General features: G+C 64.6%; 17 protein-coding genes. 9 read left to right on the plus strand and 8 right to left on the minus strand.

The genetic code is table 11. From position 1 onward, the window contains the following. Window positions 1–93: 93 nt before the first annotated feature. Window positions 94–462 carry a hypothetical protein gene (locus BM059_RS15780; RefSeq protein ID WP_074939861.1) on the plus strand — a complete coding sequence of 123 codons (369 nt, stop codon included), beginning with the start codon at window positions 94–96 and terminating at the stop codon, window positions 460–462. Window positions 463–476: 14 nt separating this feature from the next. Here the strand turns inward: BM059_RS15780 and BM059_RS15785 are convergent, their stop codons facing one another. The 4 genes from BM059_RS15785 to BM059_RS15800 form a co-directional block, all read right to left on the minus strand. After that, entirely contained in the window at window positions 477–1,574 is a 1,098-nt protein-coding gene (locus BM059_RS15785) for a GGDEF domain-containing protein (RefSeq protein WP_074939863.1), read from the minus strand. An 81-nt stretch (window positions 1,575–1,655) separates the two neighbouring features. Beyond that, window positions 1,656–2,951 carry a TRAP transporter large permease gene (locus BM059_RS15790; protein WP_074939866.1) on the minus strand — a complete coding sequence of 432 codons (1,296 nt, stop codon included), beginning with the start codon at window positions 2,949–2,951 and terminating at the stop codon, window positions 1,656–1,658. Next, window positions 2,941–3,417 carry a TRAP transporter small permease gene (locus BM059_RS15795; RefSeq protein ID WP_074939869.1) on the minus strand — a complete coding sequence of 159 codons (477 nt, stop codon included), beginning with the start codon at window positions 3,415–3,417 and terminating at the stop codon, window positions 2,941–2,943. Before BM059_RS15795 ends, BM059_RS15790 begins: the two co-directional genes overlap by 11 nt. Before the next feature lie 129 nt (window positions 3,418–3,546). Beyond that, a complete protein-coding gene (locus tag BM059_RS15800; protein WP_013717423.1) occupies window positions 3,547–4,548 on the minus strand; it encodes a DctP family TRAP transporter solute-binding subunit in 1,002 nt (333 codons plus the stop codon). Window positions 4,549–4,847: 299 nt separating this feature from the next. On the opposite strand from BM059_RS15800, the gene BM059_RS15805 reads away from it, so the two are divergent. The 3 genes from BM059_RS15805 to BM059_RS15815 all read left to right on the plus strand — a co-directional run bounded on the left by BM059_RS15805 (window position 4,848) and on the right by BM059_RS15815 (window position 10,066). Beyond that, window positions 4,848–6,308: a sigma-54 interaction domain-containing protein gene (locus BM059_RS15805; protein ID WP_074939871.1), complete on the plus strand. Its 1,461-nt coding sequence runs from the start codon at window positions 4,848–4,850 to the stop codon at window positions 6,306–6,308. Window positions 6,309–7,057: 749 nt separating this feature from the next. Beyond that, window positions 7,058–8,443, plus strand: a complete 1,386-nt coding sequence (locus tag BM059_RS15810) for a GntP family permease (RefSeq protein ID WP_074939874.1) — start codon at window positions 7,058–7,060, stop codon at window positions 8,441–8,443. Window positions 8,444–8,512: 69 nt separating this feature from the next. Further along, on the plus strand, window positions 8,513–10,066 hold the full coding sequence (locus tag BM059_RS15815; RefSeq protein ID WP_074939876.1) for an acyl CoA:acetate/3-ketoacid CoA transferase: 1,554 nt from the start codon (window positions 8,513–8,515) through the stop codon (window positions 10,064–10,066). Between the two features lie 144 nt (window positions 10,067–10,210). Here the strand turns inward: BM059_RS15815 and speB are convergent, their stop codons facing one another. Together speB and BM059_RS15825 are read right to left on the minus strand one after the other, a co-directional pair. Then, entirely contained in the window at window positions 10,211–11,170 is a 960-nt protein-coding gene (gene speB, locus BM059_RS15820; RefSeq protein WP_074939877.1) for an agmatinase, read from the minus strand. A 52-nt stretch (window positions 11,171–11,222) separates the two neighbouring features. Then, a complete protein-coding gene (locus BM059_RS15825; RefSeq protein ID WP_074939879.1) occupies window positions 11,223–12,296 on the minus strand; it encodes an extracellular solute-binding protein in 1,074 nt (357 codons plus the stop codon). 140 nt (window positions 12,297–12,436) lie between these two features. Between BM059_RS15825 and BM059_RS15830 the strand changes: the two genes are divergently transcribed. From BM059_RS15830 to BM059_RS15850, 5 genes are all read left to right on the plus strand, one after another. Further along, a complete protein-coding gene (locus BM059_RS15830; RefSeq protein ID WP_074939880.1) occupies window positions 12,437–13,333 on the plus strand; it encodes a LysR family transcriptional regulator in 897 nt (298 codons plus the stop codon). 55 nt (window positions 13,334–13,388) lie between these two features. After that, window positions 13,389–13,943, plus strand: a complete 555-nt coding sequence (locus BM059_RS15835; RefSeq protein WP_074939884.1) for an NADPH-dependent FMN reductase — start codon at window positions 13,389–13,391, stop codon at window positions 13,941–13,943. Window positions 13,944–14,050: 107 nt separating this feature from the next. Then, entirely contained in the window at window positions 14,051–14,626 is a 576-nt protein-coding gene (locus BM059_RS15840; RefSeq protein ID WP_074939886.1) for a TetR/AcrR family transcriptional regulator, read from the plus strand. A 1-nt stretch (window position 14,627) separates the two neighbouring features. Continuing rightward, complete coding sequence (locus BM059_RS15845; RefSeq protein ID WP_074939889.1) at window positions 14,628–15,506, plus strand: alpha/beta hydrolase family protein; 879 nt, start codon at window positions 14,628–14,630, stop codon at window positions 15,504–15,506. Between the two features lie 383 nt (window positions 15,507–15,889). Further along, on the plus strand, window positions 15,890–16,549 hold the full coding sequence (locus BM059_RS15850; protein WP_074939892.1) for an endonuclease: 660 nt from the start codon (window positions 15,890–15,892) through the stop codon (window positions 16,547–16,549). 84 nt (window positions 16,550–16,633) lie between these two features. Here BM059_RS15850 and hutC read toward each other — a convergent pair whose 3' ends face one another. Further along, window positions 16,634–17,347: a histidine utilization repressor gene (hutC, locus tag BM059_RS15855; protein ID WP_037003527.1), complete on the minus strand. Its 714-nt coding sequence runs from the start codon at window positions 17,345–17,347 to the stop codon at window positions 16,634–16,636. 127 nt (window positions 17,348–17,474) lie between these two features. Further along, complete coding sequence (gene hutH / locus BM059_RS15860; RefSeq protein WP_074939895.1) at window positions 17,475–19,010, minus strand: histidine ammonia-lyase; 1,536 nt, start codon at window positions 19,008–19,010, stop codon at window positions 17,475–17,477. Window positions 19,011–19,108: the final 98 nt, after the last annotated feature.

Here is a 19,108-nt window from a genome sequence, read left to right on the forward strand (position 1 = left end):
CACCCGTACTATTTCTTGCCGGGTCATCCATTCCTAGAATCCGGGCAGCGCCTCGGCACTGGGTTGGGGCACGGTCATAGAAGGGAATGTCTGATGAACATCAAAGGAACCCTGGGAGTCCTCATGAGCACCGCCGTGCTGGCCTCGCTGAGCGGGTGCCTGGCGCAGAACACGCAAACTCAGGGTCTGCAGAATACCCAGCTGGCTAACGACCCCTGCGCGCCGAGCGCGACCAGCAACCTGATCGCCACCGGGCGCAGCCTGCTGGATATGGCCAACACCGTGCTGGAGACGCAGCAGAGTTTCAACGGCAACACCGCAACCTATGCCAAGCGTATGGAAGTTGCGGAGAACGCGCAGAAGGTCAACCAGGGCCAGAACGTGCTGAACAACGTCGAAAACCTCGCAGGTGCCAGCCAGCAGCCCTGTGTACCGGCCGCACCTACCAGCGCAGCACGCTGATAGATAGACCGCGTTCAGAGCCGCACGTCGAACTTGTCCAGCAGCAGTTCGGCCGGTACGTCGGCACTGACCAGTTGATTGCGCCCGCGTTGCTTGCCGCTGTACAGGCGGCGGTCCGCGGCGCGGTAAAGCTCGGCGGCGCTGCGGCCATCTCTCGGCCAGGCGGCCAGACCGAAGGTGGCCGACAGTTCGATCTGCTCACCGTCGTACTCCAGCGATTGCTCGGCGATTTGCTTGCGCAGCTTCTCCACCAGCGGGTCGGCGCCAGCACTGTCGGTGTGGCGCAGTAGCAAGCCGAACTCTTCCCCGCCCAGGCGCCCAAGAAAATCGGTTACGCGCAGACGCTGCTGGAGGATCTGGCAGATGTGCTGCAGCGCCATATCGCCCGCCTCGTGTCCCCACTGGTCGTTGACCTGTTTGAAATGGTCGACGTCGAGCAGCACCAGTACCAGATGCCCGTTGCTGCGCTCGGCCTCCTGAATGCTGCGCTGTAATGCGTGCTGGAAGCTGCCGCGACTGGCCGCGCCCGTCAGCGAATCGGTCTGCGCCAGACGCTCCAGCTCCTCGTAAGCCTGCATGCGCAAACCGTCATAGATGTGCACGAACACCAGGATCAGCACGCCACACAGGGCAGCGTTGCCCAGGTCGATCAGGCCGAGGGTGTCCAGGTTCAGGTGATTGTCGGCGAAATACAGTAGAAGCCCGGCAAGCATGAACGGCACGGTGAGCAGGAATGCACGCTGCTTGCCCAGCAGCAGGTAGGCCAGCAGCGGAATCATATACAGCCAGACGAACGCCGCCGCTGAGGCGTCCGGCATGACGATGATGTAGAGGATGAAGCAGAACGTGGGGATCAGGTACAGGTAGATCCACAGGTACAAACGTCGAGCACGCTCGATGCGCCAGGCGCCGAACAGCAGCAAGGCGGTGCTCAGCACTTCGAGAATGGCGAAAGGGTAGTTGCCGGCCAACGCCTGCAGCACGGAAAAACCGCCCAGGGTCAGGCCGGTGGCGAGCAGGATGGTGCGCATCAACGCACGTTTGCCGGACTCGCGCAGCCCTTCGCAGTGCCCCGCTACATCCCTGTGATCGTTATAGTCGCCGTCGCCCATATTATGTCCAGCACCGCCGCCGTCAGTGGTGCGCAGCCCCCGCTGTGCACCATCAGGCAACTATAGACGGCCTTGCCTGTTTTACACCGCGTAACCCAGCACGCGCGGCAGCCACAGGGCAATTTCCGGGAAAATCGCCACCAACAGCAGGGCGCTGGACATCACCACCACGAACAACGCCGCCCAGCCAACGGTCTGCTCCAGGCGTATCTTGGCGACCTCGGCCGTGACCATCAGGTTGATCGCCACCGGTGGGGTGAACTGGCCAATGGCGATGTTCATCGCCAGCAGGATGCCGAACCACACCGGGTTCCAGCCGAAGTGCTGCATGACAGGAATCAGGATCGGCATCAGGATCAGGTAGATCGAGATAGCATCGAGCAGCATGCCGGCCAGCAACACGGCGAGCATCACCAGCGCCAGCAGTACCCAGCCGTTGTCCGACAGCGAGATCAGCCATTCGGCCAGATGGCGGAAGGTGCCGAGCATGGTCCCGGCCCAGGCGAAGATACCGGCCAGGGCGATGATCAGCATGACCACGCCAGAGATTACCCCCGCTTCGCCGCACAGGCGCCAGAGGCTGCGCCAGTCCAGCTCACGAGTGACGAACAGGCCGATCAGCACGCCGTAGGCGACGCCGACCACAGCCGCCTCAGTGGGCGTGAACAGGCCGCTACGCAGGCCGCCGAGAATCAGGATCGGGGCGAACAAGGCCGGCAGTGCCTGCTTGAAGCTTTCGCCCAGCGGCGGGCGCTCGCCCTCTTCCGGCGACTCCCAACCGTAGTGGCGCGACAGCAGCCAGGCCGGCAGCAGCAGCACCAGGCCGGCGAGAATGCCGGGGAACAAGCCGGCGGCGAACAGCGCGCGCAAGTCCACACCCGGCACCACGATGGAGTAGAGAATCAGCGCAATCGACGGCGGGATCAGAATCGCCGTCGAGGCAGAGGCAGCGATCAGCGTGGCCGAGAAGGGTTTGGGATAACCGGCCTTGGTCATGCTCGGCAGCATCACCATGGCCACGGCAGCCGCATCGGCCGGGCCGGAGCCGCTCATGCCGCCCATGATCAGGCACACCAGCACGGCCACCAGGGCCAGGCCGCCATGCCGTGGGCCGATCAGCGCCTGGGCGAAGCGCACCAATCTGAGTGCTACGCCGGCTTTCTCGAACACCAGGCCGGTGAGGATGAACAGCGGGATGGCGATCAGCGGGTACTTGGCCACGCCGTTGTAGGTGTTGGTACCGAGGGTGGCGAGCATGTCCGGCGACAGGCCGGCGAGGATGCCGATGGCGCCGGACAGACCGAGGGCGAAGGCCACCGGCACGCCGAGCGCCAGCAGTACGGCGAAACTGAGGATCAGCCAAAGATCAGGGCTCATCGCTGATTCTCCCGCGCAGGCGATCGAGGGTCATCTGGGTCAGGCGCACGAACACCAGCAGTGCCAGGATCGGCAGCCAGATCACGTACCACCAGTTGGGCAGGCCGAGGCCGGGCGATTCGGAATCCCACTGGAATTCCTCCCAGGCGAACTGCCCGCCGTACCAGCAGACCAGCCCCAGTACCAGCACGCCGGCCAGCCACTGCAACAGAATCAAGGGCGTGCGCAGGCGCGGGAACAGGCGCTCGAGCAGGCCGATACGAATGTGTCGGTTGCTGCGCATGGCCACCGAAGCACCGGCGAAGGTGAGAATGACCAGCAGGAACACCGAGATTTCCTCGGTGAAGGCAAAGGATGCATCGGTGAAATAACGCACCACGACGTTGGCCAGGCTGATCAGGCTGATGATCACCAGGGCCAGGGTGGCGAGCACGCGCTCCAGTGGCGCGTCGACTTGCTTGCTCATAAGAACCTCGAATGACCGGAGCAATGCGCGCCAGTGGTGGCGCCCCCCGCCCTCTCCCCCGGCCCCTCTCCCGCAAGCGGGAGAGGGGAGCAGAGCAGGCTAAGGGGGCTTCCGGTCAGATAAAACGAATCAGGGCTGGGCCACGGCCTTGCGTGCGGCTTCCATCAGCGCGTCGCCGATGCGCGGCGCCCATTTCTCCTGCACGCTGGCAGTGGCCTCGACGAACGCGGCGCGCTCGGCGTCGGTCAGTTCGATCACTTCCACGCCGCGCTCACGTACGTCGGCCAGGCGTTGAGCCTGAGCACCACGCGACAGCTCGATCTCCCACTTGCCGGCGTCGATGGCGGCCTGGCTGAGCAGCTCGCGATCTTCCTCGGGCAGGGATTTCCATACGCGCTGGTTGACGGCGAACACCAGCGGGTCGGCCATGTAGTCCCACAGGGTCAGGTACTTCTGGCCGACCTGGTCGACACGCGCCACGTCGAAGACCGACAGCGGGTTTTCCTGGCCGTCCACCGCACCGGTGGTCAGTGCCGGCTTGGCGTCGGCCCAGCTCATTTGCGTGGGGTTGGCGCCGAGGGCGGTGAAGGTGTCCTGGAACAGTGGCGAGCCGACCACGCGGATCTTCAGACCCGCCAGGTCGGCAGGGCTGCGCACTGGCTTGGCCGAGTTGGAGATCTGCCGGAAGCCGTTCTCGCCCCAGGCCAGCGGCACGATGCCGCGCTGCTCGATGGCGGCGAAGGCCAGCTTGCCGGCTTCACCCTGGGTGATGGCGTCGAGGTCGGCGTCGTTCTTCATCAGAAACGGCAGGGAGAACAGGTTGAGTTCCGGCACCTGCGGCGACCAGTTGATGGTCGAGCCCACAGCCATGTCGATCAGGCCGGAGCGCATGGCGGAGAATTCCTTGGTCTGGTCACCGGCCACCAGTTGCGCATTGGGGTACACGCGCAGGGTGATGCGCCCCTCGGAGCGCTCGTTGACCAGGTCGGCCCACTTCTGCGCGGCCTGCCCCCAGGGGAAGGCGTCGGAAAGTACAGTGGAAACGGAGTATTCACGCGCCTGCGCGGTGGCGCACAGGGCCGTCAGCGCAGCGCCGGCGGCGAGCGCGGAGAAGAGTCGCTTGAGTTTCATCGGGGCGTCCTTGTATGGATCTTGGTCATTGTCGTTGTGGCACCGGCAAAGCGGTGCGGATCCAGCGGCGGGCGGATGGCTCGCCTGGCGCGCCTGGTCGGCACGCGAAAGGGACACGGCAGGTGTCACGGCTGCCGGGCAGGCCTTGTGGGCGATCGGCAGGTGCCGGCGGGTTACGCGCGGCCGCCCAACTATTCCAGAAGCGCGCGGCGAATGCCATTGTCCGATGACTGTTGACGTTGCCCGGCCTGATCGGCGCTGCCCATAATCACCGGCATCTCATTTTCGGACACTCGCCCATGGCCATTTCCCGCGACGACCTCGACCAGCACGGCCTGATCATCGGCGTGTCGCCCGAGCGCTTTCGCGCAGTGGCCATGCCGCTGCTGTTCGATCACCTCGACGCGCAGTGCGAAGGCACCATCGCGGTCAATCGCCAGGCGCGCATCGTCTGGATCAACGACAAGTACGCGCAGAAGGTCGGCATCGCCGACGCGCGCACGGCGCTGGGCAAGGAGATCGAGGAAGTGCTGCCGGCCAGCCGCCTGCGCGAGGTGGTGGAAAGCGGCCAGCCGAGCATGCTCGACCTGATGGCTTTCGGCAGCGAACACTTCGTGGTCACCCGCATTCCGCTGCGCGACGAGGACGGCACCCTGGTCGGCGCACTGGGCTTCGTACTGTTCGACCGCGCCCGCCATCTCAAGCCGCTGATGGCCAAGTACAACAACCTGCAGACGCAACTGCTCGCCACCCAGCACGAGCTGGCCAAGGCACGTCGTGCGCGCTACACCATCGCCGGGTTCATTGGTGCCAGCGCTGCGGCCAGTGAGGTCAAGCGCCAGGCCCGCCGTGCTGCGCAACTGGATGCGACGGTGCTGCTGCGTGGCGAAACCGGTACCGGCAAGGAGTTGCTGGCGCAGGGCATTCACAACCTGTCGCCGCGCGCCAACGGGCCCTTCGTCGCGGTCAACGTCGCGGCGATTCCGGAAACCCTGGTGGAGGCCGAACTGTTTGGCACCGCGCCCGGCGCCTTTACCGGTGCCGACCGCAAGGCGCGCATCGGCAAATTCGAAGTGGCCAACGGCGGCACCCTGTTTCTCGACGAGATCGGCGACCTGCCGCTGCCTCTGCAGGCCAAGCTGCTGCGGGTGCTGCAAGAGCAGGAGGTGGAGCCGCTCGGCTCGAATCAGGTCAAGCCGCTCAACGTGCGGGTGATCGCGGCGACGCATATCGACCTGGAAGCCAAGGTGGCCGCCGGGCAGTTCCGCGATGACCTCTACTACCGCCTCAACGTGCTGGCCCTGCGCGTGCCGCCGCTGCGCGAGCGCGCCAGCGACATTCCCGCGTTGATCGAACACCTGCTCGATGACCTGGCCAACCGTTCCGGCTTGGCGCCCATGGAACTGAGCGACGATGCCCTCGCCCTGCTCTGCGCCCAGCCCTGGAAAGGTAATGTGCGGGAGTTGCGCAACCTGCTGGAGCGGGCGCAACTGGCGGTCGACGGCCGGCTGGATGGCGAAACCTTGTGCGGTTTGCTGGTCGACCCGGTAGCGGCGAGCGAGCCGGCACCTGTTGTGCCGGTGATAACGAGCACGGAGCAGACCTTGGCTGAACAGCTGGCGCAGGCCGAGCGCCAGGCGTTGCTGGCGGCCCTGGCGGGCACCGACGGCAACCGCCAATTGGCCGCCGAACGCCTGGGGATTTCCCGCGCCGGTTTCTACGCCAAGCTGGCGCTGCACGGCCTGGGGCGCCGGGGCTGAGCACCTCATCCTGTAGGAGCCGGATTGCTGGCGATGCTCCACCCGCAACGCCTCCCCACAACAGTCGCGGCTAAAGCCCCTCCCACAGAGACGGGTGTGGCCACAATTGCGTAGTCCGGATGAAATCCGGGTAGCTGGCATCCCCAAAAGCCCCGGATTGCATCCGGGCTACCCATGGAAACGCCATGGCTATTGGCAGGTTTACCCGCCCTACAGAGATCTTGCGTGCGTTTCGTAGGAGCGGCTTCAGCCGCGATAAGCCCCACAATTCTCGCGGCTGAAGCCGCTCCTACAGAAGGCGCTACCGACCGCCGTTACGTAGCCCGGATGAAATCGGAGTAGCTGGCATCCACAAAATCCCCGGATTGCATCCGGGCTGCGGGACTGGTCGTGGGAGCGGCTTCAGCCGCGATTGCCACCGGGCCGGAAATCGCTTCGCGGCTGAAGTCGCTCCTACAAATACCGTTGTCGGCTATGCGTCCATATTTCTGGAATTACCTCCAAACAGAATCCAAAAAACTGGACTAAATCTAGAAAACTGGACACTAATCTACATCCGGCCTACCTGCCCCGCACCCGGACTAAAGCCTGAAATCCCCCAGCGACAAGCCTTACCGCCCTGTCGACCAACGTCTCACCCCACCCTGGCACGACTCTCGCTCTATATCCGGCAAAGGCGCGCTGCCGCATTCGCGTCTTCTCGATAAAACGGCCTAGAGCCAATAGAACAACAACAAAAGGAACCACCCATGGGTACCCTCGGTATTCTGCTGTCCCTCGCCTTGTTGATGTACCTCGCCTACCGCGGCATCAACGTTCTGATCCTCGCCCCGCTGCTGGCCCTGCTGGCGTTGCTGTTCGCCGGCGACATCGCCCTGCTGCTGCCCACCTACACCCAGGTGTTCATGAAGGCCATGGGCGGCTACGTGATCCAGTTCTTCCCGCTGTTCCTGCTCGGCGCCCTGTTCGGCAAGTTGATGGACGACTCAGGATCAGCCCGCGCCATCGCCCAGGGCATCGTCGCCAAGGTCGGCAGCGAGCGCGCCATCCTGGCCATCGTGCTGGCCTGCGGCATTCTCACTTACGGCGGTGTGTCGCTGTTCGTGGTGGCCTTCGCCGTGTATCCGATTGGTGCCGCGCTGTTCCGCGAAGCGGGCATTCCCAAGCGTCTGATCCCCGGTGCCATTGCCCTCGGCTCGTTCACCTTCACCATGACCGCGCTGCCCGGCACTCCGGCGATCCAGAACGCCATCCCCAATCCCTTCTTCGGCACCGACGCCTTCGCTGCGCCGGGCCTGGGGGTGATCGCCGGCCTGATCATGTTCGGCCTCGGCACCTGGTGGCTCACCGCGCAGTCGCGCAAGCTGATGGCGGCGGGCGAAGGTTACGGCGAGCACCGCGATGATCCGGTCGTCGAAGAGCGCCGCGACATCCCCGGCTTCTGGCTGGCACTGCTGCCGATCTTCGTGGTGATCGGCCTAAACTTCCTGATGGCCAAGCAGATTCTGCCGGCCGTCGACACCAGCTACCTGGCCAAACCGGAATTCGGTGGTCTGCAGGATGCAAAATCGCTGATCGGCATCTGGTCGATCATCGTTGCCCTGGGCACCGCCATCGTGCTGCTGATCGCCATGCACTGGAAGCGCTGGATGGACCTGAAGAAGAGCGTCAACGACGGCGCCTTCGGCTCCATGCTGCCGATCCTCAACACCGCCGCCGAGGTGGGTTACGGCACGGTGATCGCCTCGCTGGCCGGCTTCGTGATCATCCGCGACCTGGTGCTGGGCGTATCCAGCAACCCACTGATCTCCGAAGCGGTGGCAGTGAACATCCTCGCCGGTATCACCGGTTCGGCGTCGGGCGGCATGTCCATCGCGCTGAAAACCCTCGGCGCGCAGTATCTGGAAATGGCCAACGCCGCCGGCATCAGTCCCGAACTGTTGCACCGCGTCGCTGCCATGGCCTCGGGCTGCATGGACACCCTGCCGCACAACGGCGCGGTCATCTCGCTGCTGGCGATCTGCAAGCTCACCCACCGCGAGTCGTACAAATTCATCTTCGTCAACACCGTGGCCTTCCCGATGGTGGCACTGGCGGTGGTCATCGCCCTGGGCACCCTGTTTGGAAGCTTCTGACGAGCATGGCGCCCTCGGGCGCCATGCTGTCTGTGCGCCGTGTTGTTCAATCGCTTTCGAGTACCCGCAATGAGCAAGATCATGACCGCCGCCGAAGCCGTGGCGCGCATCCCGGACAACGCCAACCTGGCCACCGGTGGTTTCGTCGGCATCGGTTTCGCCGAGCAGATCGCCATCGCCCTGGAACAGCGCTTCGCCGCCGAGCAGGCGCCACAGGGCCTGACCCTGGTGTATGCCGCCGGCCAAGGCGACGGCAAGGGCCGCGGCCTCAACCACCTGGCCCATGAAGGCCTGGTACGCCGGGTGATCGGTGGTCACTGGGGCCTGGTGCCGGGGCTGCAGAAACTCGCGGTGGACAACCGCATAGAGGCCTACAACCTGCCGCAGGGGGTGATCTCGCAACTGTTTCGCGATATCGCCGCTGGCAAGCCGGGGCAGCTGTCACGCGTTGGCCTGGGCACCTACGTCGACCCGCGCCACGGCGGCGGCAAGCTCAATGCGCGCACCACCGCCGATCTGGTGCGCCTTATGCCCATAGACGGTGAGGACTACCTGTTCTACCCGACCTTCCCGATCAACGTCGGCATCGTCCGCGCCACCAGTGCCGACCCTGACGGCAACCTCAGTTTCGAGCGCGAGGCGCTGACCATCGAGAGCCTGGCCATCGCTATGGCCGCGCACAACTCCGGCGGCCAGGTGATCGCTCAGGTCGAACGCATCGTCGAGCGCGGTTCGCTCAACCCGCGCGAGGTGAAGATACCCGGCATCCTGGTTGACTGCGTGGTGGTGGCCGACCCCGCCAACCACCAGCAGACCTTCGCCACCGCCTACAACCCAGCGTTTGCCGCCGAAACCCGCGTACCGGTGGACAGCCTGGCGCCGATGCCGCTGGACGTACGCAAGCTGATCGCCCGCCGCGCAGCGCTGGAGCTGAAAGCCGACGCGGTGGTCAACCTCGGCATCGGCATGCCCGAGGGCGTCGCGTCTGTGGCCGCCGAAGAAGGCGTGATCGAGCGCCTGACGCTGACCGCCGAACCCGGCGTGATCGGCGGCGTACCGGCCTCGGGCCTGGACTTCGGCGCGGCGAGCAACCACAGCGCCTTGCTTGACCAGCCTTATCAGTTCGACTTCTACGACGGCGGCGGCCTGGACATCGCGTTTCTCGGTTTGGCCCAGGCCGATGCCGCGGGCAACCTCAACGTGTCCAAGTTCGGCAGTCGGCTGGCCGGGGCTGGCGGCTTTATCAACATCAGCCAGAACGCCAAGCAGGTAGTGTTCGTCGGCACCTTCAGCGCCGGTGCGCAGGACATCCGCATCGAAGACGGCCAGTTGCGCATCGTCGAGGACGGCGCGCTGCGCAAGTTCGTCGCCGAGGTGGAACACCGCACTTTCGCCGGTCGCCTGGCTGCCGAACGTGGCCAGCCGGTGCTCTACGTCACCGAGCGCTGCGTGCTGCGCCTGACCACCGATGGACTAGAACTGATCGAAGTGGCGCCGGGCGTGGACATCGAGCGCGACATCCTCGCGCGCATGGACTTCGCCCCCATCGTGCGCCAGCCGAAGCTGATGGATGCACGGCTGTTCAAGCCCGAGCCCATCGGCCTGGCGCACAGCCTGGACTGATGCCAGGCCACTCTTTGAGCGTGAACTCACGGGCCTGAACAGGCCCGTTTTTTTATCCACAGCGTAGGGTGGACCATGCTTCACCGGTCCATCATGGGCAGCCGACGCGAATACCCCAGGTGGAAATAAACAGCGATTTCCACCCTAGTTACCCAGCTTATGCCGTGCGGCATACAGACAGATCATCTCCATCGCCAGGGTCGCGCCGGCCAGTGCAGTGACTTCGGCGTTGTCGTAGGGCGGCGCCACTTCCACCACGTCCATGCCGACCAGGTTGATACCGCGCAGCCCGCGCAGGATTTCCAGCGCCTGATGGCTGGAAAGGCCACCGCACACCGGCGTACCGGTGCCAGGAGCAAAGGCCGGATCGAGGCAGTCGATGTCGAAGGTCAGGTACACCGGATGCTCGCCCACCCGCGCACGGATGCGCTCGGCGATCTGCTCCGGCGTGCTGCGATGCACCTCGCGCGCATCGAGTACCTGGAAGCCCATCACATCATCATTGGTGGTGCGCAAGCCGACCTGCACCGAACGCGCCGGGTCGACCAGGCCTTCACGCGCGGCGTGATAGAACATGGTGCCGTGGTCGATGCGCTTGCCCTCTTCGTCCGGCCAGGTGTCGCTGTGCGCGTCGAAATGGATCAGCGCCAGGGTGCCGTGCTGCTTTGCATGGGCCTTGAGCAGCGGGTAGCTGATGAAATGGTCGCCGCCCAGGGTCAGCAGCGCGCTGCCAGCTTCGAGAATGCGCGTGGCGTGCGCTTCGATCACCTCCGGGGTGTCCTGCGGCGTGCCGTGGTCGAAATAGCAGTCGCCGTAGTCGACGCAGGCGAGCAGGTCGAAGGGGTCGAACTCCCAGGGAAAATGCCGCGCCCAGGCCGACTGGATCGAGGCAGCGCGGATCGCCCGTGGGCCAAAACGGCTGCCGGGCCGGTTGGTCGTGGCGGTGTCGAAGGGCACGCCGCTGATGGCCAGATCGACGCCGGTCAGATCACGGCTGTAGCGCCGACGCATGAAGCTGGTGATGCCGGCGTAGGTCGGCTCGGCGGCAGTGCCGTAGAGGCTGGCGCGGGTGATGGCCTGGTCGTTGTCGAAAGCTTGGTCCATGGTCGAATACTCGTTTCGGTGATGTTCGCGAGCAGGGCCCGCTCTTAAAGGCTCAGTACTGGCTGCGGAAAGCGGTCCACAGACGGGTGCGCTGGCGCTGCTCGCGCAGGTTCAGCACCTGCTCGGCAAACAGGCGCGCACGCACGGCCTCGGGCGGGTAGATATCCGGGTCGCCGCTCACCGCCTCGTCCAGCAGCGGCGTGGCCGCACGGTTGGCGTTGGCGAAGAACAGGGTGTTGGTCAGTTCGGCGATGGCCTCGGGCTGCAGCATGAAATCGATGAAGGCGCGGGCGTTGCCGGGGTGCGGCGCATCGACGGGAATGGCCATGGTGTCGAACCAGATCAGCGTGCCTTCACGCGGGATGCGGTAGAGCACCTCGAACGGCTGCCCAGCTTCGGCTGCGCGCGCAGCAGCCATGCCGGCGTCACCGGTGTAGGTCAGCGCCAGGCAGGTTTCGCCCTTGGCCAGATCATCGATCTGCCGGGCATTGCCGATATAGCGCAGGTTCGGTTGCAGCGCGGCGAGCAAGGCGCTGGCTGCCTCCAGGTCATCACCCTTGGCACTGTAGGGCGGCTTGCCCAGGTAATTGAGGGCGATGGCGATCACCTCCTGCGGCGAGTCGAGCACGGAGATGCCGCAGTCCTTCAGCTTGCTGGCGTACTCGGGCTTGAACAACAGGTCGAGGCTATCCAGGGCCACGCCAGGCAGACGCTGTTCGACGGCCTGTTTGTTGATCGCCAGGCCCACCGTGCCCCAGGTGTAAGACACGCCGTACTGGTTGCCGGGATCGACGCTGGCCAGCTTGGCCAGCAGTTCGGGGTCGAGGTTGCTGGCGTTTTTCAGCGTTCCCACCGGTTGCAACGCCCTGGCCTGGATCGCCCGCGACAGGCCGCTGGAGGCAGGAAAGACCAGGTCGTAGCCACTGCCGCCGGTCATTAGCTTGCTCTCCAGCACATCGGTGCTATCGAAGGTGTCGTATTTGACCCGGATGCCGGTTTCGGCCTGGAAGCGCGCGAGCGCCTGCGGCGCCACGTAGTCGGCCCAGTTGTACAGGTTTAGCTGTTTCGGCTCCGCCATCAGCGGTGTGGCGATGGCCAGAAGCAGCAGACTTGCAACAAGACGCATGGTTTTATCCTCGGGCAGACTTGATTGGCCGTGCCTCTCTGCTGGAGGCTGGGATGTGTGCATCCTGCGCCCAGCGTTGCTTCGGATAAATTCGAAGTGTTCTACTCCAACATCGACATTCATCAATGTATGGAGCCTGCATGCTCAGCCAACTGCGCGACCTCGACCTGCAACTGCTGCGGCTGTTCGTCACCGTGGTGGAGAGCGGCGGCTTCAGCGCCGCGCAGGGTGAGCTAGGCATTGGCCAGTCAACCATCAGCACGCAGATGGCCAAGCTGGAAACCCGCCTGGGCTTTCGCCTGTGTGAACGCGGCAAGGCCGGCTTTCGCCTGACGCCCAAGGGGGAGCAGGTGCTGGCTGCCACACGCAAGCTGTTCGCTGCCATCGAGACCTTCAAGGGCGAGGCTCAGGGCATGGCCGACAAGCTGCTCGGCGAGCTTCGTATCGGTCTGTCCGAAGCGCTGTCGAACGAGGTGATCGAGCGCATCGGCAAGGCCGTCGGGCGCTTTCGCCAGCGTAACCAGGCGGTGCAGATCGAACTGCTCAGCGCCATGCCCGCCGAGTTGGAGCGACGCCTGCTGCAGGACCAGTTGCAACTGGCCATCGGCTATTTTTCCGGCAGCCAGACGGCGCTGAATTATCAGCCGCTGTTCGACGAGCGCCAGCGCCTGTACTGCGGCCGCCTGCATCCACTGTTCGAACGGGCAACGCCGAGCGTCGATGACCTGCAGGACTGCGACCGGGTGCTGCATCCCTACCGTTTCATCGCTGCCGACGAGCCCTGGCAAGGCGGCAGCAGCAACGCCCGTTGCGAGCAGGTCGAGGGCAGCCTGGCGTTCATCCTCTCCGGCGCGCACCTGGGCTACCTGCCCGAGCACATTGCCCAGCCCTGGGTGGATCGCGACCAATTGCGCGCCCTGCCCGGCACCTGGGATTTCACCGTGCAGTTTCGTCTGGCCAGTCACCGCGGCCATCCGCCCAGCGAGGCGCAGCAGGCCTTCAGCGAAGATCTGCTGAACGCGTTCAGCACCTGCTGAAACATCCGGGGTCTATAGTGGTTGTTCCTTCCTCACCACACCTTCTGGAGTACACATGAGCAAGACTTACAATGTCGCCGTGCTGGTCGGCAGCCTGCGCAAAGCCTCCATCAACCGCAAGCTGGCGCTGGCACTGGCCGAGCTGGCGCCTGCTTCGCTGAACCTGGAAATCCTCGAGATCGGCGATCTGCCGCTGTACAACGAAGACGCCGACGGCGACAGCGCTCCAGCCTCCTACGCGCCGTTTCGCAGCAAGCTGAAGGCGGCCGATGCAGTGCTGTTCGTCACTCCCGAATACAACCGCTCGATTCCCGGCGCGATGAAGAACGCCATCGACGTCGGCTCGCGTCCCTATGGCCAGAGCGGCTTCAGCGGCAAGCCGGGCGCCGTGCTCAGCGCCTCGCCAGGTGCCATCGGCGGCTTCGGCGCCAACCATCACCTGCGCCAGTGCCTGGTATTCCTCGACGTACACGTGCTGCAGCAGCCAGAAGCCTACCTCGGCGGCGCCGGCAACTTCTTCGACGAGAACGGCGTGCTCAGCGACGGTATCAAGCCCTTCCTGCAGAAGTTCATCGACGCCTACGCCGCCTGGGTGGCCAAGCAGGCCTGATGCCTTGCGCCGCCCCTTCCGGGCGGCGCTTCACTGTGCCGATATGCCCTGATCTGCGGCCTGAATGACACTGGCGACTAGACCGACCGGTCTACATAATCCACGCCATGACCAAGACCACTCGCGACAAACTCATCGACGCCATGATCGATGCCCTGCAACGCAAGGGCCTGCATGGCATCGGCCTGACCGAACTGCTGGCCAGCGCCGCTGCGCCGAAGGGCAGCCTCTATCACCACTTCCCAGGCGGCAAGACCGAGCTGGCCGTGGCCGCCATCGAGCGTGTCGGTCAGCGCGCCACGCAGGGGTTCGCCACACTGTTCGAGCGTCAGTCCGACCCTCTCGAGGCATTCGCCACCTGGCTGCAGAACGCCATCGAGCAATTGCAGGGCAGCGTCTTCGAGCGCGGCTGCCCGCTGGCGGCCATCGCCCTGGAAAGTGGCCCCGAAGACAGTGAAATGCGCCTTGCCCTGGCCAATGCCTTCAGCGCCATTCGTGAAGCCCTGCAAGAGCAACTGCAACGCCATGGCTACCCGCAACCGCAGGGCCTGGCCACCCTGTTCATCGCCCTCTACGAAGGCGGCCTGCTGCAAGCCCGCGTCGCCGGCAGCAGCGAGCCGCTGCAACAGGCCGTCGCCACCCTGCTGCACCTGACCCGCCAGCACAGCATGGAGCCAACCTGATATGAGCACACCCATTCGCAGCGAAACACTGCCCCTGCTGGCACTCGACGACTATCAACTGGCCGCCACGCGCTATCACGCCGAGCGACCGCAGGCGCAACTGCTGATCGCCGGCGCCACCGGGGTGCCGCAGGGCTTCTATCGGCGCTTCGCCGAACATGCCGCCAGCCGCGGTTTCAATACCATGACCCTGGACTACCGTGGCATCGGCCAATCCAGGCCAGACAGCCTGCGCGGTTTCGAGATGGAGTATCTGGACTGGGCTCACCTCGACCTGGCCGCTGCGGTGGATCAGCACCGGCACGCCGAGCGCCCGCTGTTCATGATCGGCCACTCCTTCGGCGGGCATGCCTTCGGCCTGCTGCCCAACCATGATCAGGTCGCCGGCTTCTACACCTTCGGCACCGGCGCCGGCTGGCACGGCTGGATGCCCAAGGCCGAGCAAATACGCGTGCTGGCCATGTGGCGGATGATCGGCCCGTTGATGACGCGCTACAAGGGCTACCTGGCCTGGAGCAAGCTGGGCATGGGCGAGGACTTGCCGCTAGGCGTGTACCGCCAGTGGAAACGCTGGTGCCGCTTCCCGCGCTACTTCTTCGACGACCCGCAGATGCTGGGGCTGGCCGAGCGCTTCGCCCAGGTGAACACGCCGATGGTGGCGCTCAACAGCCTGGACGATCTATGGGCACCGCCTGCCTCACGCGATGCCTTCATGGCCGCGTACGTCAACGCACCCTACCAGGCGCGCACGCTCGACTCGCAGGCAGAAGGCCTGGGCACTATCGGTCATATGGGGTATTTCCGCCCGGCGGCGCAGCGTCTCTGGGACGAGACCCTGGACTGGTTCGAACAATTGCGCGTCGAACAACGCGCGGCTTGAACAGGCCGGTGAAAACCATGGGCCAGAAAAAAGAAAACCCCGCGATTGCGGGGCCTTGCAGACTGTAGTCCTGACATCCTTGATCTGCTCACCATCCTGGCGGCTGTCCAGCGTGTCCCTGTTCGTCTAGGCGCTTCCTGCGCTGAATCCATGTCCGGCAGAGTACGCCCGTACCTGATCGACCGACAGTGGCGATAATCGGGACATCGTGTAAGCCATGGCTTACACAAATCCGCCCTGCGTCAGCTATCACGCTTTCCCCGACTATCCCAAGTTGGGAGAAAGCATGTGACCATGTTTTTTGTGACGTACGTCTTGCTAGACTGCAGCTTGTCCTACAAAAACAACAGACTCCGACAACGGCGGTCACTAGGGGCTAGAGTATGCGCGCGGTCACCCTGCTTCTCGGTTGCCTGGCAACCTGCATCAGTACATTCGCCTCGGCCAATGGCCAGACCCAACTGGGCGACGCCAAACAGGCCATCGAACAGGCGTTCTGGAAGGACCTGTACGGTAAAGGCGGCACCACACTCTATTGCGGCCAGGCCTTCGCCCGCGAAAGCGGCACCCTGACTGCCAGCCCGATCTACAGCAGCAAGCAGCTCAAGAGTGCGATGCGCTGCGTCACCGACCGCCAGTGCACCATCATGAACCCACGCTATCCGTATATCGTCGCCGACCTGCACAACTACTACCCGGCACTGACACGCGTCGAGCTGGTGCGGCGCAATGCGCAGTTCGGCGACCTGGCCGACGATGTGTCGAGCAAGTTCGCCGATATCGGCTGCGATATGAAAACCAGCTTCCAATTGGTGGAGCCGCGTGACGAAGCCAAGGGCAACATCGCTCGCGCGATCTTCTACATGCATATCGAATACGGCTTGCCCATTGTCGGCCTGGTGCCTATGTACAAGGCCTGGCACCGCATGGACCCGCCGGATGCCGAGGAAAAGGCGCGCAACGACAGGATCGAAACGCTGCAAGGCACGCGTAATCGCTTTATCGACGACCCTTCGCTAGTGGATCAATTGATCAGTGACTGACTTCGATCACTGTGGGAGGGGCTTTAGCCGCGACGAAACCACTGCGGATCGCCGGCAAGCCGGCTCCTACGTTTTGTGGACAGCCTACGCTCTGCGTTTGTGCAGCGAGCGCAGCTTGTAGCGGTCACCGGGATGGATCAGCCGTGCATAGCTGATCAGGTGATCGTCCGACCAGGTGCGGCGGATCACGCTCAGGCACGGCATGGCCGGGTCGATCTGCAGCAGCTCGGCCGTGCGCGCGTCCACCAGTACCGCCTCCACCACATGCTCGACATCCGAGATCGGGCAACTGGCGACCAACACTTCGTTGGGCGTGACCTGGGTGAAGTCGCTTTGCAGGTAATGCGGCACCCAGCGCGGGTTGACAAAGCGATCCTCGAGCTGGATCGGCAGACCGTCCTGCAGGTGCACGAGGATGCTGTGAAACACCTCGCCGCCCAGGCGCAGCCCCAGACGCAGGGCCACTTCGTCATCGGCGGCGATGGCTTCGCAGCGCACCACTGCGTTGCTGTAGGCATGACCGCGGCCACGCACTTCGCTGGCGATGTTCATCACCTCGTGCAGCGGCGACTCGGCCTTGCGGTCGGTGACGAAGGTGCCAAGCCCGGCCTGGCGCACCAGATAACCCTTTTGCACAAGGTTCTGGATCGCCTTGTTGGCGGTCATGCGGCTGACGCCGAAATCGCGCGCCAACTGCTCCTCGGGTGGAATCTGGTGATTGACCGGATAGGCGCCGCCGTGAATGCGCTCGAGGAGAAAATCCTCGATGGCCTTGTAACGCGGGGTGGGACTGGTCACGGCTGCTCCTTGGATATGCCCGGTGCGCGGATGATAGCGGAGCGAGCCGCTCCGCTCCCAGCGCCGTAGCCCGGCTGCAATCTGAGGGCTTGATGCCAAGACCCGGATTGCCTCCGCGCGGCGCGATTCAGCCGACCGAAGGCAGCATGCCGGCCAGCAGCAACGGTGTCAGCACGCGCTCGGCGAGCAGTGCATCGGCGGCGGCGATGTCCGGGGCGAAGAAGCGGTCCTCGACGTAGTACGGCACCTTGGCGCGCAACACCTGGCGCGCCTGCTCCAGCGCCGGCGTACTCTGCAGGCCTTCACGGAAGTCCAGCCCCTGGCAGGCACCCAGCCATTCCACAGCAAGCACGCCACGGGTGTTGGCGGCCATGTCCCACAGACGCTTGCCGGCAGCCGGGGCCATGGACACGTGGTCTTCCTGGTTGGCCGAAGTCGGCAGGCTGTCGACGCTGTGCGGATGGGCCAGGGCCTTGTTCTCGCTGGCCAATGCCGCGGCAGTGACCTGGGCGATCATGAAGCCGGAGTTGACCCCGCCATTGGCCACCAGGAACGGCGGCAGTTGCGACATGTGCTTGTCCATCATCAGCGAGATGCGCCGCTCGGACAGCGCGCCGATTTCAGCGATGGCCAGGGCGATATTGTCGGCAGCCATGGCCACGGGTTCTGCGTGGAAGTTGCCACCGGAAATCACCTCGCCTTCGGCGGCGAACACCAGCGGGTTGTCGGATACCGCGTTGGCTTCCACAGCCAGCACTTCGGCGGCCTGGCGCAGCTGGGTAAGGCAGGCGCCCATGACTTGCGGCTGGCAGCGCAGCGAGTACGGGTCCTGCACCTTGTCGCAGGCGGCGTGGGAACGGCCGATTTCACTGCTGTCGCCGAGCAGATGGCGGAAGGCAGCCGCCGCGTCGATCTGCCCACGCTGGCCACGAGCGGCATGAATGCGCGAATCGAACGGTGAGCGCGAACCGAGCAGTGCCTCGACGCTGAGCGCACCGCAGACGCTGGCGGCGGCGTACAGGTCTTCACCTTCGAACAAACCGCGCAGTGCGTAGGCGGTGGATACCTGAGTGCCGTTGAGCAGCGCAAGGCCCTCCTTGGCGGCCAGGGTCATCGGCTCCAGGCCGGCGATGGCCAGCGCCTCGGTGGCCGGCAGCCACTGGCCCTTGTGGCGCGCCTGGCTTTCGCCGAGCAGCACCAGCGACATATGCGCCAGCGGCGCCAGGTCACCGGAGGCACCGACCGAGCCTTTCAGCGGGATATGTGGATAGACCTCGGCATTGACCAGGGCGATCAGCGCGTCGATCACCTGGCGGCGGATGCCGGAAAAGCCACGCGCCAGGCTGTTGATCTTCAGCAACATGATCAGCCGCACCATGGCATCGCTCAGCGGCTCGCCGATGCCGGCGGCATGGGACAGCACCAGCGAACGCTGCAGCTTTTCCAGATCGTCGTTGGCGATGCGGGTCGAGGCCAGCAGGCCGAAACCGGTGTTGATGCCGTAGGCGGTGCGGCCCTCGGCGATGATCTGATTGACGCAAGCGACACTGGCGTCGATGGCCTGATGGGCACTGGCGTCTAGGGTCAGGTGCACGGGCGCCTGGTAGGCGGCGCGCAGGTCGGCCAGGGTTAGTTGGCCGGGTTTCAGGTTCAGGGTGTTCATGTTCTGTTCTTCCACGGTTGAGTTCGCGCCTGGCGAATCAGAGCCGAATAATGGCTGAAGTCGCGATGCTTGCAGTGATTGATGCGCCGGCCCAGCGG

This window comes from Ectopseudomonas composti, assembly GCF_900115475.1.
In the GTDB taxonomy this organism is placed as follows: domain Bacteria; phylum Pseudomonadota; class Gammaproteobacteria; order Pseudomonadales; family Pseudomonadaceae; genus Aquipseudomonas; species Aquipseudomonas composti.

What these genes read in the sequence shown, in the direction of transcription:
- BM059_RS15835 (WP_074939884.1), top strand. Translation starts at nt 13,389, where the DNA reads ATGAGCAAGACTTACAATGTCGCCGTGCTGGTCGGCAGCCTGCGCAAA.
- speB (WP_074939877.1), bottom strand. Translation starts at nt 11,170, where the DNA reads ATGGACCAAGCTTTCGACAACGACCAGGCCATCACCCGCGCCAGCCTC.
- BM059_RS15800 (WP_013717423.1), bottom strand. Translation starts at nt 4,548, where the DNA reads ATGAAACTCAAGCGACTCTTCTCCGCGCTCGCCGCCGGCGCTGCGCTG.
- BM059_RS15845 (WP_074939889.1), top strand. Translation starts at nt 14,628, where the DNA reads ATGAGCACACCCATTCGCAGCGAAACACTGCCCCTGCTGGCACTCGAC.
- BM059_RS15810 (WP_074939874.1), top strand. Translation starts at nt 7,058, where the DNA reads ATGGGTACCCTCGGTATTCTGCTGTCCCTCGCCTTGTTGATGTACCTC.
- BM059_RS15805 (WP_074939871.1), top strand. Translation starts at nt 4,848, where the DNA reads ATGGCCATTTCCCGCGACGACCTCGACCAGCACGGCCTGATCATCGGC.
- BM059_RS15840 (WP_074939886.1), top strand. Translation starts at nt 14,051, where the DNA reads ATGACCAAGACCACTCGCGACAAACTCATCGACGCCATGATCGATGCC.
- BM059_RS15790 (WP_074939866.1), bottom strand. Translation starts at nt 2,951, where the DNA reads ATGAGCCCTGATCTTTGGCTGATCCTCAGTTTCGCCGTACTGCTGGCG.
- BM059_RS15780 (WP_074939861.1), top strand. Translation starts at nt 94, where the DNA reads ATGAACATCAAAGGAACCCTGGGAGTCCTCATGAGCACCGCCGTGCTG.
- BM059_RS15830 (WP_074939880.1), top strand. Translation starts at nt 12,437, where the DNA reads ATGCTCAGCCAACTGCGCGACCTCGACCTGCAACTGCTGCGGCTGTTC.
- BM059_RS15785 (WP_074939863.1), bottom strand. Translation starts at nt 1,574, where the DNA reads ATGGGCGACGGCGACTATAACGATCACAGGGATGTAGCGGGGCACTGC.
- BM059_RS15825 (WP_074939879.1), bottom strand. Translation starts at nt 12,296, where the DNA reads ATGCGTCTTGTTGCAAGTCTGCTGCTTCTGGCCATCGCCACACCGCTG.
- hutH (WP_074939895.1), bottom strand. Translation starts at nt 19,010, where the DNA reads ATGAACACCCTGAACCTGAAACCCGGCCAACTAACCCTGGCCGACCTG.
- BM059_RS15795 (WP_074939869.1), bottom strand. Translation starts at nt 3,417, where the DNA reads ATGAGCAAGCAAGTCGACGCGCCACTGGAGCGCGTGCTCGCCACCCTG.
- BM059_RS15815 (WP_074939876.1), top strand. Translation starts at nt 8,513, where the DNA reads ATGAGCAAGATCATGACCGCCGCCGAAGCCGTGGCGCGCATCCCGGAC.
- BM059_RS15850 (WP_074939892.1), top strand. Translation starts at nt 15,890, where the DNA reads ATGCGCGCGGTCACCCTGCTTCTCGGTTGCCTGGCAACCTGCATCAGT.